This is a genomic window from Streptomyces sp. FIT100 (genome assembly GCF_024584805.1).
Taxonomy (GTDB): Bacteria; Actinomycetota; Actinomycetes; order Streptomycetales; family Streptomycetaceae; genus Streptomyces.
The window spans coordinates 7474461-7491357 of the sequence record NZ_CP075715.1 but is presented as its reverse complement, the minus strand read 5'-3'; the positions used below and the strand labels follow the sequence as shown (position 1 = coordinate 7491357).

Annotated in this window: 10 protein-coding genes; 8 read left to right on the top strand and 2 right to left on the bottom strand. The window is 72.8% G+C overall.

The window, feature by feature from the left end; translation table 11 throughout:
- The first annotated feature begins 43 nt into the window (after nucleotides 1-43).
- The 6 genes from KK483_RS33370 (at nucleotide 44) to KK483_RS33345 (ending at nucleotide 10104) form a co-directional block, all read left to right on the top strand.
- Complete coding sequence (locus KK483_RS33370; RefSeq protein ID WP_262008946.1) at nucleotides 44-2830, top strand: hypothetical protein; 2787 nt, start codon at nucleotides 44-46, stop codon at nucleotides 2828-2830.
- Entirely contained in the window at nucleotides 2821-5010 is a 2190-nt protein-coding gene (locus tag KK483_RS33365) for an alpha-N-acetylglucosaminidase (protein ID WP_262008945.1), read from the top strand. The genes KK483_RS33370 and KK483_RS33365 overlap by 10 nt, the downstream gene beginning before the upstream one ends.
- The gene (locus KK483_RS33360; RefSeq protein WP_262008944.1) at nucleotides 5007-5909 is read left to right on the top strand and encodes a glycoside hydrolase family 16 protein; all 903 of its coding nucleotides are present in this window, start codon (nucleotides 5007-5009) and stop codon (nucleotides 5907-5909) included. Before KK483_RS33365 ends, KK483_RS33360 begins: the two co-directional genes overlap by 4 nt.
- Before the next feature lie 27 nt (nucleotides 5910-5936).
- Entirely contained in the window at nucleotides 5937-8312 is a 2376-nt protein-coding gene (locus tag KK483_RS33355; protein WP_262008943.1) for a polysaccharide lyase 8 family protein, read from the top strand.
- 19 nt (nucleotides 8313-8331) lie between these two features.
- Nucleotides 8332-9120 carry a sugar phosphate isomerase/epimerase gene (locus KK483_RS33350; protein ID WP_262008942.1) on the top strand — a complete coding sequence of 263 codons (789 nt, stop codon included), beginning with the start codon at nucleotides 8332-8334 and terminating at the stop codon, nucleotides 9118-9120.
- 186 nt (nucleotides 9121-9306) lie between these two features.
- The gene (locus KK483_RS33345) at nucleotides 9307-10104 is read left to right on the top strand and encodes an AraC family transcriptional regulator (protein ID WP_262008941.1); all 798 of its coding nucleotides are present in this window, start codon (nucleotides 9307-9309) and stop codon (nucleotides 10102-10104) included.
- Between the two features lie 58 nt (nucleotides 10105-10162).
- On the opposite strand, the gene KK483_RS33340 is transcribed toward KK483_RS33345, so the two are convergent.
- Nucleotides 10163-11434: an alpha-L-fucosidase gene (locus tag KK483_RS33340; RefSeq protein WP_399015686.1), complete on the bottom strand. Its 1272-nt coding sequence runs from the start codon at nucleotides 11432-11434 to the stop codon at nucleotides 10163-10165.
- A 274-nt stretch (nucleotides 11435-11708) separates the two neighbouring features.
- Between KK483_RS33340 and KK483_RS33335 the strand changes: the two genes are divergently transcribed.
- Nucleotides 11709-13265, top strand: a complete 1557-nt coding sequence (locus KK483_RS33335; RefSeq protein WP_399016273.1) for an APC family permease — start codon at nucleotides 11709-11711, stop codon at nucleotides 13263-13265.
- Here the strand turns inward: KK483_RS33335 and KK483_RS33330 are convergent.
- Nucleotides 13204-14871 (bottom strand): CdaR family transcriptional regulator, encoded by a 1668-nt coding sequence (locus KK483_RS33330; RefSeq protein ID WP_262008938.1) that lies wholly within the window; start codon nucleotides 14869-14871, stop codon nucleotides 13204-13206. The two genes, KK483_RS33335 and KK483_RS33330, sit on opposite strands and share 62 nt — an antisense overlap.
- 118 nt (nucleotides 14872-14989) lie before the next feature.
- On the opposite strand from KK483_RS33330, the gene lysA reads away from it, so the two are divergent.
- Complete coding sequence (lysA, locus tag KK483_RS33325) at nucleotides 14990-16285, top strand: diaminopimelate decarboxylase (protein WP_262008937.1); 1296 nt, start codon at nucleotides 14990-14992, stop codon at nucleotides 16283-16285.
- The last annotated feature ends 612 nt before the right edge of the window (nucleotides 16286-16897 follow it).

Genomic DNA, 16897 nt, shown 5'->3' with positions numbered 1-16897 from the left:
ACTCCACCACTTGGTTTTCCCTCCTTCCGCACCGGAGAGACTCATGCCCAGACCCACCGCTCTGCCGCGCCCGCTCCGTCTCGCCATCGCCGGTGCGGCGCTCGCCGGCGCCCTCGCCCTCACCGTGCCCGCGCCCGCCTACGCCTCCGAGCTCGTCACCAACGGCCGCTTCGAGCAGGTCGGCGCCGACGGACTGCCGACGGGCTGGAAGATCGTCGAGGCATGGGGCAGCTACAAGGCGCACGTCGTCGACGGCGCCGGACCGGACGGCAGCCGTGCGCTGGTGCTGGAGACGGGCGATCTCGCCGACAACGTCACGGTCGGCCAGGACGTCCCGAACGCCGACCCGACGCGCCCGCAGGCGTACCGGGTCACCTTCGACCAGAAGGCCGAGGACATCACCGGCTACGGCGGCTACCTCTCCACCGACTACACCGGTGAGATCCATGCCCGTACCACCGGCACCACCGGCTGGCACCGGGTGAGTCGGCTGATCATCGCACCCAAGGGCGCCACCGTGCAGAAGCTGTGGCCGCGCCTCGGTTTCTCCACCGGCCGGATGCTGATCGACAACGTGTCGGTGGAGCCGGTCGAGGGCGATGTGGTCGGCGCCAACCCGCTTCCCACCGGGGGTGTCAACCTGTCCTGGGATTTCGGCTCGCTCAGCGAGGCGCCCGCGCGTTACGAGATCCACCGCGGGTCCCACCCCGGTTTCGTGCCCGGCCGCAAGACCCTGCTGCGCGCGGTCCCCGGTGTGCCGTTCGCCGAGGACGGCACCGCGCGGCCGGACCAGCGGTACTCGTACAAGGTCGTCGCGCTCGCGGCCGACGGGAGCGTCCTCGCCACCACGGCGCCGGAGACGGTCACCACCCCGGCGAGGTTCCAGGACAACCAGGGCACCCATGTCCTCTCGGCGACCGCCACCGGCGGTGGAACACGGGTGGCGTGGCGGCTGAAGGCCGGCACCCGCGGCCCGGTCACCCTCTACGCCGGGCACCGGCGAATCGGTACGTACGACGCGGACGACCTCGGCGTGACCCTGGGCCGCGGCCGGGACAAGAGCGCGACCTCGTTCACACTCAGGGACCGCCACGGCAGGACGCTCGCCACCGCGGGCCTGGCCGGGCTGCAGCACCCCCGGATCGCCGCCACCGAGGACAAGCTCGCCACCATCCGTGCCGCGATCCAGCAGCCGGGCACCCCCAAGGGGACCTGGGAGGCGCTGCTCTCCCGCGTCGCCAAGGGCCTGCCCGCGTACAACTACGCCGCAGGTGAGGCCGAAGCGGCACTGGCGCGTGACGCCGCCCTGCTCTACCTGGTCGGCGGCGACCCCGCCTACGCGCAGATCGCCTACGACGCGGTGATCCAGGCCGGGCAGAAGATGCCGCTGACGCATCCGCTCAGCACGGGCAACGCGGGCCCCGCGCTCGCCACCGCCTACGACTGGGCGTACCGGGGCTGGAGCGAGCCGCAGCGGGCGAAGGCCCGTGACGCGCTGGGCAAGGCCGCCGCGATGCTGGAGACGACGTGGCACCCGAACATGGACTACCCGGACAAGGCGTCCAACTGGGTCGCCGTCACCCGCGGTGGTGAGCTCGCCCTGCGTCTCGCGCTGCGCGGCGACGGAGACCACGACATGCAGGAGCGCCGTATCGCCCTTCTCGTCGACCAGATGGCCCGCCACATGGTCCTCGCCTACTCCGACACCGGCTGGTACCAGGAGGGCTACGACTATTTCGACTACGAGCGCTCCATCTGCGCACCGGGCGTCTTCGCCGCGCTCGACGCGGGCATCGACGCCTTGAAGGCACCGTGGAAGCGCCCGCAGCTCGCCAATCTGCTGATGCACAGCGTCTCCGCCCAGCCCGACCGGGCCCGGCTCCAGTGGGGTGTGGGCTACCCGACCGGCAGTACGGCCGTGGCCGCCCTCTCCTTCTCCAGCGTGCCCGAGGAACAGAAGGCCGCGTTCCTCTGGCAGTACGAGAAGACCGTCGGTAACGGGGGCGGCGTGTTCGGGCTGCTGCACTACCCGTACGGGGTGACGGCGCAGGACCCGGACGACGGCCCGGCAGCCGTGCGGGCGGGACTGCTGGACGACCACGGCGGCGCGTACCAGTTCCGCAGCCGCTACCAGGACGCCGACGACGTCCTGGTCGGTCTCACCAACCGCAACCACCACCACGCCGGCTGGAACCTGCCCGAGACCTTCGGCACCTCCCTCGTCGGCCAGGACGTCACCTGGGCTCGGCAGCCCGGCAAGGACACGACGAAGACGGAGCTCTACTCCAAGCCGTTCGTGGACGGGAAGGTGGAGCCGGTCGTCGGCAAGGGCAGGACCCTGGACTCCCGCACCTACGCCGGCCAGGGCGGCGGCTTCCTCTCCCTCGACGGGAGCGCCAACTACCAGCTGGCCAAGGCACGTCGGGACATAGCCGTGGACCTGCGGCCCGTTGCAGGCGCCGACTCCGTCATCGCCGTCCACGACTCCTTCGCGGACGGCGCCCCGCACACGTACGCCTGGCAGCTCGCACCCGAGGCGGGCACCGCGATCACGTTCGGCGAGACCGAGTCCGGTGCCAGGACCTTCCTCTTCACGAAGGGCGGCGGCTATCTCAAGGGCTGGGTGCTGGCCCCGGAGGGTGCTGAACTCTCGGTCGACAAGGGTGCGTTCAGGGTCACCCGCAGCGGCACCGAGGCCGACTTCAGGATCGTCCTGGCGGTCGGCAGGGGCACCCCGCCCTCGGCCACCACGTCCGGCGGGACCCTGACCCTCGGGGACACGACGTACGACCTCGACGACCTGAAGGGACACGCACCGGCATGGCGCTGACCGCGGACGGCCGCGCCGCGGCGGCGCGGCGGGCCGTCGCACGGCTGGCGCCGTCGCTGGCGGACGCGGTGGAGCTGCGCCTGGAGGAGCTTCGTCCGCAGGAGCGCGGCGCGGACGGCGGCGAGGGCTTCTCCATCGCGCCGCTCGACGGCCGGACGGACGGCCGGGCGGACAGCCGGACGGACAGCCGGACGGACAGCCGGACGGACAGCCGAGTGCTGATCACGGGGACGACCACCGTCGCCCTGGTCAGCGGCTTCCACTGGTATCTGCGGCACGTGGCCGGCGGCCACCTCTCCCGCACCGGGGACACCGTGCCCGCCGAGGCGCCCCGGCCGGACGCGGTGATCGTGAAGTCGACCCCGTACACCGACCGGTACATCTACAACTTCACCGTCAACGGCTACACCTCGCCCTACTGGACCTTCGCCGAGTGGGAGCGGGAGCTGGACCTGATCGCCGCCCACGGCATCAACCGGGCGCTGGTGACGACCGGTCTGGAACAGGTCTGGGTGGACACCTTCAGCCGGTTCGGGTACACGGAGGAGGAGGTCCGCGACTGGGTGTGCGCGCCGTCCCTCCAGCCCTGGCAGCACATGGCCAACATCGGCGGCATCGGGCCGGCGCCGTCGCCCGGGCTGATGGAGCGCCGGGTGGAACTCGGCCGGCGGATCGTCGCGCGGATGCGGGAGCTGGGCATCGAGCCGGTGCTGCCGGGGTTCGCGGGCACGGTGCCGGACGGCTTCGCGGAGCGCGTGCCGGGCGCGAGGACCGTTCCGCAGGGGACGTGGGGTCCGTTCACCCGGCCCGACTGGCTGGCGACGGACGGTACGCACTACCGGCAGGTGGCCGCCGCGTACTACGAGGCCCAGCAGGAACTCTTCGGCACCGCCCGGTACCAGGCCGTCGACCTGCTCCACGAGGGCGGCACCCCCGGCGACGTCGATCCGGGCGCCGCCGCCCGGGGCGTGGAGCGGGCCCTGCGGGACGCCTTCGGGCCGGACTACCGCTGGGTCGTGCAGGCGTGGGGCGGCAACCCGCGCGACGACATCCTGGCGGCCGTCGACCGCGGCCGTCTGCTCGTGCTCGACCTCGGCACCGAGCACGACGAGCGCTGGCGCAAGGACGCCTTCCAGGGGGCGCCCTGGGCCCTCGGCATCCTGGCCAACGTGGGCGGCCGGGAGGGCCTGTACGGCGCGGTGGGCGAGCTGCTGACCCGAGTGCCCGCGACGCTCGGGGAGCCCGGCCGGGGCGCGCTGACCGGGCTGGCCGTGATGCTGGAGGGCGTACAGAACCAGACGGTGATCCAGACCGCGCTCTCCGATCTGGTGTGGGAGAGCGGGCCGGCCGGCGACGCGGAGACCTGGGTCGCCCACTACGCCGCCGCGCGCTACGGGGCCGACGACGCGTCCGCCCGCGAGGCATGGCGGCTGCTGCTGCGGTCCGCGTACGACAGCTGGACGGACTGGCCGTCCGGCGCCGACTCCCTCTTCAACGCGCGCCCCTCCCTCGACGCGGCGAAAGCCTCGCCGTTCGCCCCGGACCGCATCAGCCACGACCCGGCCCTGGTGGAGCGGGCGCTGCTCGCCCTGCTGGCCGCCGCGCCCCGGCTGGGCCGTACCGGCACCTACCTGTACGACCTGGTCGACATCGCCCGCCAGGTCCTGGCCAACCGGGCGCGCGTCCTGCTGCCGCGGATCAAGGCGGCCCACGAGGCGGCGGACGCCGGGGAGTTCGACCGGCTGGCACACGCGTTCCTGGACACGGCGCGCCTCGCCGACACCGTGCTCGCCACCCGCCCCGAGTTCCTCCTTGAGACATGGCTCCGGCAGGCCGAGCGGTGGGGCACCGACCCCCGGGAGCGGGCGGCGCTGCGGGCGGACGCGGCGCGCCTGGTCACCGTGTGGGGTGACCGCCCCGCCGCCGACTGGGTCGAGGACTACGCCAACCACGACTGGGCCGGGCTGCTGTCCACGTACTACGTCCCGCGCTGGGAGCGGTACTTCGGCGCCCTGTCCGCGTCCCTGCGCTCGGGTGCGGAGCCTGTCCCGACCGACTGGTTCGCCCATGGCGCGGCCTGGGCACGGCACCCCCCTCGTACGGCCGACCGTCCGGCCGGCGACCCGCTGCGGGCGGTCGCGTCCGTGGCCGCCACCCTCACGTCAGGAGACCGGACATGAAGCGCCGTCGTCACACCGCCGTGGCCGCCGCCGCGGTTCTCGCCCTCGCGGCCCTGCTCCCCGAGTCCGCGCTCGCCGACGCCCGGGCCGACGCCCGGGCCGGCGTGCGGGCCGGCGTGCGGGTCGGCGTGCGCGCCGCGGGGGTCGATCCCAACACCCCCGCGGGCGTGCGCCCCAACGGGGGCAGCTCGCACGCGGCGCTCGTCTTCAGCGACGAGTTCCTCGGCACGTCCCTCGACACCGCCAAGTGGACCGCCGTGGACGCGAAGCGCCGCGACGGCCAGTACTTCGACAGCTGGTGGAAGCCGTCGAACGTCAGGGTCAACCCGAACCCGGACTCCGTCAACGGCGGCAACCTCTGGATCTCGCTGTCGAAGCTGAGCGGGACCGAGTACGCGACCGGCGAGATCGAGAGCCGCGGGAAGTTCGACTTCACGTACGACACCGTCGAGTGGCGGGCGCAGATGCCGCCGAACCACGACCTCTTCGGCGCGCTGTGGATGATGCCGCCGGGCGGGATCAACGGCGTGGACGGGACGGCCCGCGACGGCGGCGAGTACGACGTCATCGAGAGCACGTCGGCGTCGGACACGTACGGCAACACCGTCCACTACGACGGCTACGGCGCCGACCACAAGGCGTCGGCCGTCTCCGTCAACGCTCCCGGCCTGCACAGTGGTTACCACACCTACACCGTCGAGTGGCGCCCGGACCGGATCATCTACCGCTACGACGGCACGGTTGTACGCACCATCACCGACCCGAACCTGGTCAGCCAGGTGTCCCTGTTCCCCGTGATCTCCAGCGAGTCGGCGGAGTGGGCCGCCGGTTCGATCCACGACGCACCGCTCGACCACCGCTCGAACATGTACGTCGACTACATCCGCGTCTGGCAGTAGCCGCCGCCTTCGTCTCCTGGAGGACACATGCCCTCTCCACTCTCCCGCCGCCGCTTTCTCGGCGCCACGACCGGCGCAGCCCTGTCACTGGCGCTCGTCCCGGCACCCGCGGCCTTCGCGGCCGACGAGTACGACACGCTCCGCGCGAAGTGGCGCAACCTGCTCGTCGGAACGGGTATCAGCGGTACCGACCCGCTCTTCGCGCCCCGGCTCGCCGCTCTCGGCACCCAGGCCGGCGCGTACCGCTCGTCCATGGCGCCGTCGAGCGCGGGGCTCTGGCCCGATCTGCCGTACAACACGCTCAAGGGCGACCCGATCACCGGAACCTGCAACCGGCTCAGGACGATGGCGCTCGCGTACGCCCAGACCGGTACCGGCCTCACGGGCGACGCAGGGCTGGCCGCTGACATCGTCGCCGGCCTCGACCACATCCACGACGGGGTGTACAGCGCGGCGGACCCGATCCCCCACGAGTACTGGGACTGGTGGTGGAACGTCCAGATCGGGGCGCCGCAGTCGCTGCTCGACACCTGTGTGCTCGTGTACGACCACCTCTCGGCGGGGCAGATCGCCGACTACTGCGCCGCGGTCGACCACTTCCTGCCGGACTCCACGGAGTTCACGGGCGCCAACCAGGTCGACTTCTGCCGGGTGCGGGCGCTACGCGGGATCGTGGGCAGGAACCCGGCGAAGCTCGCCCTCGCCCGGGACATGCTGTCCCCCGTGTTCCCTCGCGTCACCTCCGGCGACGGCTTCTACGCCGACGGATCGTTCCTCCAGCACAACTCCATCCCGTACACCGGGTCCTACGGGGCCGTCCTCATCAACGGCGTGGCGCTGCTGTTCGCCCTGTTGTCCGGGTCGAGCTGGCAGATCACCGACCCCGCCCGGCAGCTGATGCTGGACGCCGTCGAGAACTCGTTCGCACCGTTCGTCTACAACGGTGCCTTCATGGACAACGTCATGGGCCGCGGGGTCAGCCGCGGCCTGAGCGCCACCAGCACCACCGGCATGCCCAGCAGCGACCACTCGCGCGGGCAGGGGATCATGTCGACGATCCTGCTCCTGGGCACAGGGGCGGGCCCGGCCGAGCAGGCCCGCTGGAAGGGGCTGGTCAAGGGCTGGCTGCAGCGCGACTACTACCTGTCGTTGGAGGACAACGCCAACATGGACGTCGTCGCGCTGTCGCGGTTGCTCGCGGTGCGGGACGATCCCGGGGTGACGGCCGTCGCGGAGCCCGTCGGGCACCGCTCGTTCAATTCCATGGACCGCGCAACCCACCGGCGTCCGCAGTGGGCGGCCACCCTGTCGATGTGCTCCAACCGCACCGCGTTCTACGAGTTCGGCAACGACGAGAACAAGCGCGGCTGGCACACCAACTCCGGAATGCTCGCCTGGTGGCGGGCGAGCGCCGTGCTCGGCCAGTACTCCGACGCGTTCTGGCCCACGGTCGACCCTTACCGGCTCCCCGGGACCACCGTCTCGCGGAAGGTGCTCGCCGACGGCGAGGGCGGGAGCTTCGCACGGCCGAAGCCGACCGCGAGCTGGGCCGGTGGGACGACCGACGGCACGTACGGTGTGGCCGGCATGGACATCCGGGGACTGACGTCCACGCTGAACGGGCGCAAGTCCTGGTTCTTCCTGGACGACGCGATCGTCTGCCTGGGCGCCGGAATCCGGTGCACCGACGGCACCGGCGTCGAGTCGGTCGTGGACAACCGCCACGGCGGGGTCTACAGCACGGCGTTCACCGTCGACGGGGTCAAGCAGCCCTCGACGGCGAGCTGGTCGGCCACGCTCGCCGGAGCCGGCTGGGCGCACCTGGACGGCCACGCCGGCTATGTGTTCCCCGGCGGCGCCACCGTCAAGGCGCTGCGCGAGGACCGCACCGGCGCCTGGAGGGACATCAACGGCGGTGGTTCCACGACCCCGTTCACCCGCCGCTACCTCACGATGTGGTTCGATCACGGAACCGATCCCACCGGCGGAACCTACTCCTATGTCCTCCTGCCCGGCGCCGACGCCGCGGCCACCGCCGCCCGCGCCGCGGACGCCGGCCGGCTGACCGTCCTCGCCAACACCGCGAACCACCAAGGCATCAGCGTGCCCACCCTCGGCTGCACCGCAGTCAACTTCTACGGCACCGGCACGGTCGGAACCCTCAGCTCCACCGGTCCGGCCACGGTCATGGCCCGTACGTCCGGTTCCACCGGAACCCTGTGCGTGGCCAACCCCACCAGAAACGCCGCCAGTCTCGACATCACCTGGAACCGTCCCGTCTCCGCCGTGATCTCCACGGACCCGACGGTGACGGTCCTGTCCACCGGTTCCTCGCTGCAACTGCGCATCGACACCTCGGCCGCTAACGGCGCCACCCACAAGATCACCGTCAGTCTCGGCTGACAGGCAAGGAACACACACGATGGAACTCGCCTTCTCCACCCTCGGAGTGCCCGGCATGCCGCTCGACGAGGTCCTGGCGCTCGCCACCGGCTCCGGATACGAGGGCGTCGAGCTGCGGGCCGCCGCCGACGAGCCGGTCAACCCCGGCCTGGACGCGGCCGAGCGCGCCGGCGTGGCCGAGCGGTTCGCCACGTCCGGCGTCACCCCGCTCACGATCGCGGCGTACGCGGGCATGGCCCAGGACGGCCCCGACGAGCCGGTGGTGGAGGAGGCGCTGGCCGCCGTGCGGCTCGCCGCCGGTGTCGGCGCCGGACACGTCCGCGTCTTCCCCCGGGGCGGCGACCTGCCCCCGTCGGAGGCCGACGCCAACGCGGCCCGGCGCCTGGCGGCCGTCGCGCCCGTCGCCGCGGACCTCGGCGTGCGGGTGCTGCTGGAGACCCACGACTCGCACAGCACCGCCACGGCCGTGTCCCGGGTTCTGGACCGTGTGGACCACCCGGGCGTGGGCGCCATCTGGGACCTGATGCACACCTGGCGCGCCGGCGAGGACCCGCAGGACTCCTACCGGGCGCTCGCCCCCCACCTGGCGTACGTCCAGGTCAAGGACATCGCGAGCCGCACGGACACCACCCCGCTCCCCCTCGGCACCGGCGTCCTCCCGCTCGCCGCCTGCGTCGACTCCCTGCGGGGCGGCGGCTATCGGGGCTGGCTGTGCTGGGAGTACGAGGCCCTGTGGTACCCCGGGGCCCAGGCCCTGCCGCCCCTGCTCCCTGCGGGCGCACGGCTGCTGCGCGGGCTGGGGGCCTGACCGGTTCGGACGTACCGGTCCGCCGGTGACCAGGTGCAGGCAGGCCCAGGCGCTGGCCCGGGCCCGGGCGCGGTCCATGACGCGGCGGTCGCCGGGTGGCTGTCACCCGGCCGTGGCCGCTGTCGCGCAGCCACCGGGCCATCTCGGTGGGCGCCCCGGTTCATTCGACGCTGGTAGATTTTCAACGTGACCGACAGTCATTGGATCGTGCCCGGCCGGACGGCCGCGGCGCCCCTGGACGAGCCGCCGCGGCTGTCCCAGCTGGGGGTGGGGCTGCACGGCACGACGACCTCGCTCGAGGTGTTCCGGCTGCCGGAGCTGTGGCAGCTGCACCTGTACCGGTACGCCGCCGACCTCACCGTCGACGGAGCCGACCACGCGATCCGGCCAGGGCATGTGAGCCTCGTGCCGCCCGGGGCGGTCGTGCGGTACCGCTACCGAGGGCGGTCCGAGCATCTGTTCGCGCATTTCAGGCTGCCCGGGGTGGGCGAGGTGCGGGAGATTCCCGTGATGCAGGACGCCGGTTCGCTGACGCCCGCGCTGTCGCAGCTGCTGCTGGGGGCCATCGCCACGGCGCCGCGCAGCCCGCGCCGGGCGGACGCGGAGGTGTGGGGCGCGCTGTGGCGGGTGGCCGAGCTCGCCGAGCCCGGCGCGGACGCCGCCCGGCCGCACGCCTCGGTCGCGGCCGCCGTCGCGTACATCGAGTCGCATCTCGCGGGGCGGCTGGCGGTGCCGGACGTGGCGCGGGCGGCGGGGGTGTCGCACAACCACCTCATCCGGCTGTTCCGGGGCGAGACGGGCGACACGGTCGTGGCGTACATCCGCCGGCGCAGGATGGAGCGCGCCCGGCATCTGCTGCGCGAGTCGACGCTGTCGATCCCGGCGATCGCGGCGGCCGTCGGCGTCGAGGATCTCCAGGCGTTCAACAAGGCGTGCCGGCGCGAACTGGGCGCGTCTCCGCGCGCGATCCGCGCCGGCGTCTGAGCCCGACGGGCCGACGGACGACAGGCCGACAGGCCGATGGGTCGACGGACAGCGGGCGTCAGTCCCGGCCGGTCCCCCGGTAGAGGTCGAGCTCGCCGTCGAGCTCGACCGCGAGGACCGTGGCGTACTCGTCGACGTCCCCGGCCTCGGGCGCGTCGATCCACACCACGCCCGGGACGGCCCCGAGCCCGCCGATGACCCGGTGGGCCAGTTCCGTGCCCGTGCCGACGACGCTCACGCGCTCGACCTTGTTGCGCAGTCCGCGCAGGGAGAGCGACTCGCGCGGGGTGTCGAAGCAGATCAGGTACACCGTGCGGCGGTCGGCGGCCAGGGTGCTCGGACCGTAGTGGTGACCGGCCGGCAGTCCGGCGACCGTGCCGTACACGGCGTCGGAGTGCCGGGAGATCCATGACCCGAGTCCCTCGAGGCGCTCGGTCTGCTCGGCCGTGATCGTGCCGTCCTCCCGGGGGCCGACGTCGAGCAGCAGGTTGCCGCCCATGGCGATCGTCTCGGTGAAGTAACGCACCAGCTGGCGCACCGACTTGTGGTTGTGGTCGTGGCCCTGGTAGCCCCAGGAGTCGTTGACCGTCAGGCACAGCTCCCACGGCCCGTCCGGGGGCGTCAGCGGCACGCCCTGCTCGGGCGTGGCGTAGTCGCCGTAGCTGAGCATGCGCGCGTTGAGGACGGTCTCCGGGTTGCCCGCGAGGATCTGCTCGGAGAGCTCCCGCATCCCCCACTGCTCCTCGCTGCGCTCCCACTCGCCGTCGAACCACAGCAGGTCCGGGCGGAAGCGGTCGACGAGCTCGCCGACCTGGCCGTTGCGGTAGGCGAGGTAGCGGGCCCAGGCGTCGGGGTCCTCGACGCCGTCCTTCGGTGCGACGAAGCGGTTGGTGCGCACGTCCTCGTTGGGCGGCTCGGGGTGGACGACGCTCGCGTAGTCGGGGTGGTTCCAGTCCGAGTGGGAGTAGTACAGACCGACCTTGAGGCCCCGCGCGCGCAGGGCCTCGGCGTAGGGGGCGACGAGGTCGCGGCCCGCGGGGGTGCGGCGCACGACGTTCAGGTCGCCGTGCGCCGTGTCCCACAGCGCCACACCGTCGTGGTGACGGGCGGTCAGCACCGCGTACTTCGCCCCGGCGCGGGCGAACAGGTCCGCCCACGCCCCGGGATCGTACTGCGACGCGGTGAAGCCGTCGAGCTGCTTCATGTACTGGTCGTGGGGGACCCGGCCCCCGTAGAAGGCCCAGGACTCGGGGACCCCGTCCACCGCGTAGATGCCGTAGTGGAGGAAGATTCCGAGCTTGGCGTCGGAGAACCATGGCTGCATGGGCATGGAGGTCACGCTATGCGGCCCGTCCGGTGACCGCGTGGGCCGCAGTCACCGGACAGTGGTCCATTTTCACCCTTCGATCATCCTGTGATGCGGAAGCCGTCGAGCGTGGCGTACTTCCCGCTGCGCTTGACGCCCCCTGTCTTTGTCGGATCGGACAACGTTGCGGCGGGCGGACGCACGACTCCACCGTTGTTCGGGCGAGAGGCCGGCCTCAGGATCCACAGGACCGCGAAACAGCGGCGATGCAAGATCCGAAGGAGGAGCCATGAGCTCGATGGCCGACGAGTTGCGGCGGCGCAAGCCAATCGACCGAATGATCGCCGAGGCCGAAGGCGACTACTCAGGCCCTCCGCTACGGCGCACCATGGGGTTGTGGCAGCTCACACTGCTCGGCATCAGCTCGGTCGTCGGCACCGGCATCTTCTTCGTGCTCGGCACCACGGTGCCCAAGGCCGGTCCGAGCGTGATCTTCTCGTTCGCGATCGCCGCCGCCGTGGCCGGCCTCGCGGCACTGTGCTACGTGGAGCTCGCGGGCGCGGTCCCCGTCGCGGGCAGCACCTACTCCTACGCGTACGCCTCGCTCGGTGAGGGCGCCGCCTACCTCGTCGCCTGGTGTCTGATCCTCGAGTACGGCGTCGCCGTCTCCACGGTGGCCGTCAGCTGGGGCCAGTACCTGAACGAGGTCTCCGACACCCTGTTCGGCTTCACCCTGCCGGACATCATCAGCCAACCCCCGGGAGCCGGCGGCTGGTTCAACGTCCCCGCCCTCGTGGTCGTGCTCCTCTGCTCCCTGCTCCTGGCGCGCGGGACCCGGGAGTCGGCCGTGGTGAACACGGTGATGGTGTGCATCAAGATCGGCGTGCTGGTCTTCTTCGTCGCCGTGGCGATCACCGCCTTCAACTCGGACCACTTCTCCGACTTCGCCCCGCACGGCGTCGCCGGTGTGACCGTCGCCGCCTCGGGCGTCTTCTTCTCCTACGTCGGCTTCGACGCCGTCTCCACGGCCGGTGAGGAAGTGCGCAACCCCCGGCGCACCATTCCGCTGGCGATCCTGCTGACGCTGCTCGTGGTCACGACGCTGTACGTCGCGGTCGCGGTCGCCGGTGTGGGTGCGCAGCCGGCCGGCGAGTTCGGCGAGCAGGCCGACGCGGGCGAGGCGGTCCTCGCGGAGATCCTGCGGAACGTCACGGGCACGGGCTGGCCGGCCCTGGTGCTGTCCGCCGGAGCGGTCGTCTCGATCTTCAGCGTCGTCCTGGTCACCCTCTTCGGACAGACCCGCATCCTGTTCTCGATGGCCCGCGACGGCCTCGTGCCGGAGGTCTTCCGCCGCGTCGACCGCAAGCGGCACACCCCGACCCACAACACCTGGATCGTGGGCGTGGGTGTGGGTCTGCTTGCGGCGTTCGTGCCCTTGCAGCACCTCGCCGACCTGACCAGCCTGGGCACGCTGATCGCGTTCGTGGCGGTCGCCGCCGCCGTCGTCGTCCTGCGCCGCATCGCACCCGACGCGCCGCGTTCGTTCAAGGTGCCCTTCTACCCGGTGGTGCCCGTGCTCGCCGCGGGGTCCTGCCTGTACCTGGCGTATCTGCTGCCGGGGATCACCTGGACGCTGTTCGGTGTCTGGCTCCTCCTGGCGGCGGCCCTGTACCTCGGGTTCGGACGCCGCCACTCGCGGCTGCGGCACGAGGGCGCGCCGGCGGGTGACAACGGCCCGGCGGGTGACTACGGCCCGGCCGATGACGGCGGCCCGGCGGGCGGCGACGCCGCGGCTAGGGGCGAGGTGGTCCGGCCGCGTGCCGGGGAGTCGGAGCCGACGCCGCCGCACGCCTGAGTTCGAGCCAGACGGCGAGCCGTACGTCCGGGTCGTCGAGGTCGACACGGAACAACTCGCGTATCCGCCGCAGCCGGTGGCGCAAGGTGTTGGGATGCACCTTCAGCCGTGCTGCGGCGGACGCGATGTCGCCGACGGCGTCGATCCAGGCGACGGCCGTCGTGGCGTAGTCGGTGCCCTGGTCGCGGTCGTGGCCCAGCAGTTCGTCGATCTCGCTCAGACGCAGCCACGGGTCCCGCTCCAGTTCGTCGCCGAGCCGGTCCAGCAGGATCAGGTGCCGTACATCGGCGGTCGTCGCCGGCGGCAGCCCGGGCCCGTCCTGGGCCGTGGCACGCAGGATTCCGTCGGCCTCGCGGCGCATGGTGGCCGACCTGCCGAGGTCGGCGTACGGCCGGGTGACAGCGGCCCGTACGCCCTCACCCACGGCCCGCCGGACGGCGGCGAGGGCGACCTCCGCGAAGCGGCACCCCGCCGCCTGCCCCGTGGCGGGCAGCAGCACGTAGGCGGCGTTCGCCGCGGCCGCCACCGTCGCCGCCGTCCGGTGCGCGGCGCAGTGCCGTGTCAGGACCGATTCCAGATGGGTGAGGAGCGCCGAGTCGGCGGTGGCTGACACCGTGTCAGGGGCCGAGTGCCGGCCGCCGGGAAGCGTGAACGCCGCGAGGCTGAACTCGACCCCGGGGCGCAGCCCCAGCAGGTCCGCCGCCTCGTCCGCGGGCGGGCCCGAGCGGTGGAGCACCGCGCGCAGGGTGTCGCGGCGCATCCGGCGCTCCGCCTCGGGCAGGTTCAGCGCGCGCAGCAGGTGGGGGGCGGCGAACCGGGCGGCGTCCAGCAGGGATTTCTGCGCCTCGGCGGACAGGCCCCCGTCCGGTTCGATGGCCCAGAGCGTGCCGAGCGGCAGCGCCCCGGCGCGGATCGCGACGGCCGCGCGCGCCAGTTCCTCGCCCATGACGGGGAACCGCACGACGCCGGAGGCCGCGAGCACCTGGCGGTACTGGCGGAGCTGCTCGGGGATGTCGGGCACACGGCGGTGGAGGATCCCCTGCTCCCGCACGGCGTCGATGCGCAGGCCCGGGTCCTTGGAGTAGGCGACCACGTTCCGGTCCAGGTCCTCGATGGCCACGGAGCCGCCGACGACCGCCGCAACGGCGTCGGCCAGTGCGAACAGCTCCTCGCCGCCGGCCGGTGCCGAACCGGTCGTCATCCCGTTGCCGTACGCGGCGAGCACACAGCTCACCCCCGCGTCGACGTCCCGCCACGGCAGCGCGTCGTCCGCCGTGAGCACGGCGATGCCCGCGGCCCGTGCCTCGGCGACGAACCGCGCGGGGTCGTGGCCGCGCCGCTTCACCACGACCGCCGCGAAGCCCTGTTCCGCGGCCCGGCGCAGCACATCGAGCGCCCGGTCGTCATCGATGCCGGCGCCGACGAGCAGCAGGACGGCACCGGCCGACGGCGGCAGCGGCTCCTGCGGATCGTGGATCACGGTCCCGCTCACCGGCACGTCCAGCCCTGCCGGGGCCGTCAGCACCCGCACCGGGGCGGCGCCGGTGGCGTCGGCCAGGGCCCGCAACGTGCTCTCGGCAGGCGGCTGCGCGGACTGGCCCGGCATTGTGCGAGCGGACAACGGGCGCCTCTCTTCATGGGGCGATCGGCCACGGCGGGGTGCGGTGGGAGACTGCCAGGATAGCCGCGAACGCTCAGCTGAACCGAGAGGGAGACCCCCACCCATGACCGTCACCGAACAGCCTGTCGCCACCGCGACCGACCTCGTCGGGCTCTTCCCGAACGGCGCCCACCTGGACGAAGACGGTGCGCTCGTCGTCGGCGGATGCCAGGTGGACGACCTTGCCGCACGCTTCGGCACCCCGGCGGTCGTGGTCGACGAGAACGCGCTGCGCAGCCGCGCGCGGGAGTACGTCCGGGCGATGGCGGAGCATTGGCCGAACAGCCAAATAGTGTTCGCGTCGAAGTCGTTCCCCTGCACCGCCGTCGTCCGCGTCCTGGTCGAGGAGGGCCTCGGTGTGGACGTGGCCGGGGGCGGGGAGCTGGTCGCCGCGCTCGCCGCCGGTGTCGATCCCGCCGGTCTCGTCGTGCACGGCAACGCCAAGACGACCGAGGAACTCGCCATGGCCGTCGACGCCGGCGCGGGGACGATCGTCGTGGACAACTTCGACGACATCGACCGCCTCGAACGCCTGGTGGGCGACGGGGAGCAGCGGGTGCTGCTCCGGGTGATCCCGGAGGTGGACGCCGACACGCACGAGGCGATGGTCACCGGGCAGCGCGGCTCCAAGTTCGGCCTCTCCGTGCCCGACGCGGTGCGGGCCGCGGCACGGCTGCGGGCCAGCGACCGCCTGCGGCTGGAGGGACTGCACGTCCACGTGGGCTCGCAACTGCTCGACACCGAGCCGTTCCGCAGGGCCGTCGAGGCGGTCGCCGCGATCGGTGAGCTCGGCGAGCACGCCGTCTACGACCTCGGCGGCGGGCTCGGGGTGCGCTACACCTACGACGACCGGCCGCCCACGGTCGAGGAGTACGTCCGCACCCTGACGGACGCCGCCCGCAAGCACCTGCCGGCGGACGCCCGGCTGATCATCGAGCCCGGCCGCTCGCTCGTGGCGGAGGCCGCCATGACGCTCTACCGGGTCGTCACGGTCAAGCAGGGCCCGCGCACGCTCGTGGCCGTGGACGGCGGGATGGGCGACAACCTCGAACCGATGCTGTACGGCCAGCGGTTCGAGGCCACCGTGGCCTCGCGGGTCGGCGGCGGCGAGGAGTACGACCTGGTCGGCCGTCACTGCGAGTCCGGCGACACCCTGATCCGCGGCGTCCGTCTGCGCTCTCCGCAGGTGGACGACGTCATCGCGGTGCCGGTGACGGGCGCGTACTGCTACTCGCTCTCGAACAACTACAACGGTGCCCGGCGGCCGCCCGTCGTCTTCTGCCGCGACGGGGAGGCCCGCGAGGTGGTCCGCCGGGAGACGTTCGAGGACCTGCTGCGCCGGGACGTCTCCGCCGGCTGAGCGGTGGGGGGCCGCGGGCGGACGATGCGTCACCCCGGCGCCCGCCGGCGGCGGGCGCCGGGGTGACGCACCCGCCCCGCTGTGCAGCGGCTCCGGGCGACGGGGGTGGCCACGCCTTCGGCGGCCCGGCACCTCGGTCGTACCGGGCCGCCGGACGCGGGTGCGGGACGCGGTGCGGTCACCGGCCGCGGGCACGACCGCCGGGCGTCGGGCGCGGGCACGGGCACGGGCACGGGTGAGGGCACGGGCGCCGGGCGCGGTCACCGGGCGCTGGTGCGGGCACGGTCGCCGGACGCGGGTGAGCGGGCGCGGTCACCCCCGACCCCCACTTCACGTGTTGGCGGATCGACGAAGTCTCCGCCGCGGTTTCCTTGACTCCCTCAACTCAGCGCAGTTTCCGGGGCGTTACGACGAGCGTCTTGACAGGTACATCACTCCGCAGGACGGTGGGAGCGCTCCCATCGCTTCGATGCTTGCACGTCGCACCTCCCCCGCCCCATCGCCGCGGGGCCCGCACGGGCCCCGCCCGGCACGGGCCAACCCGAGAGGAGCACGAGAGCCGCGATGAACACCACGAGAACCGCCCGGTCGCGCCCCGGACCCAGCAACTCC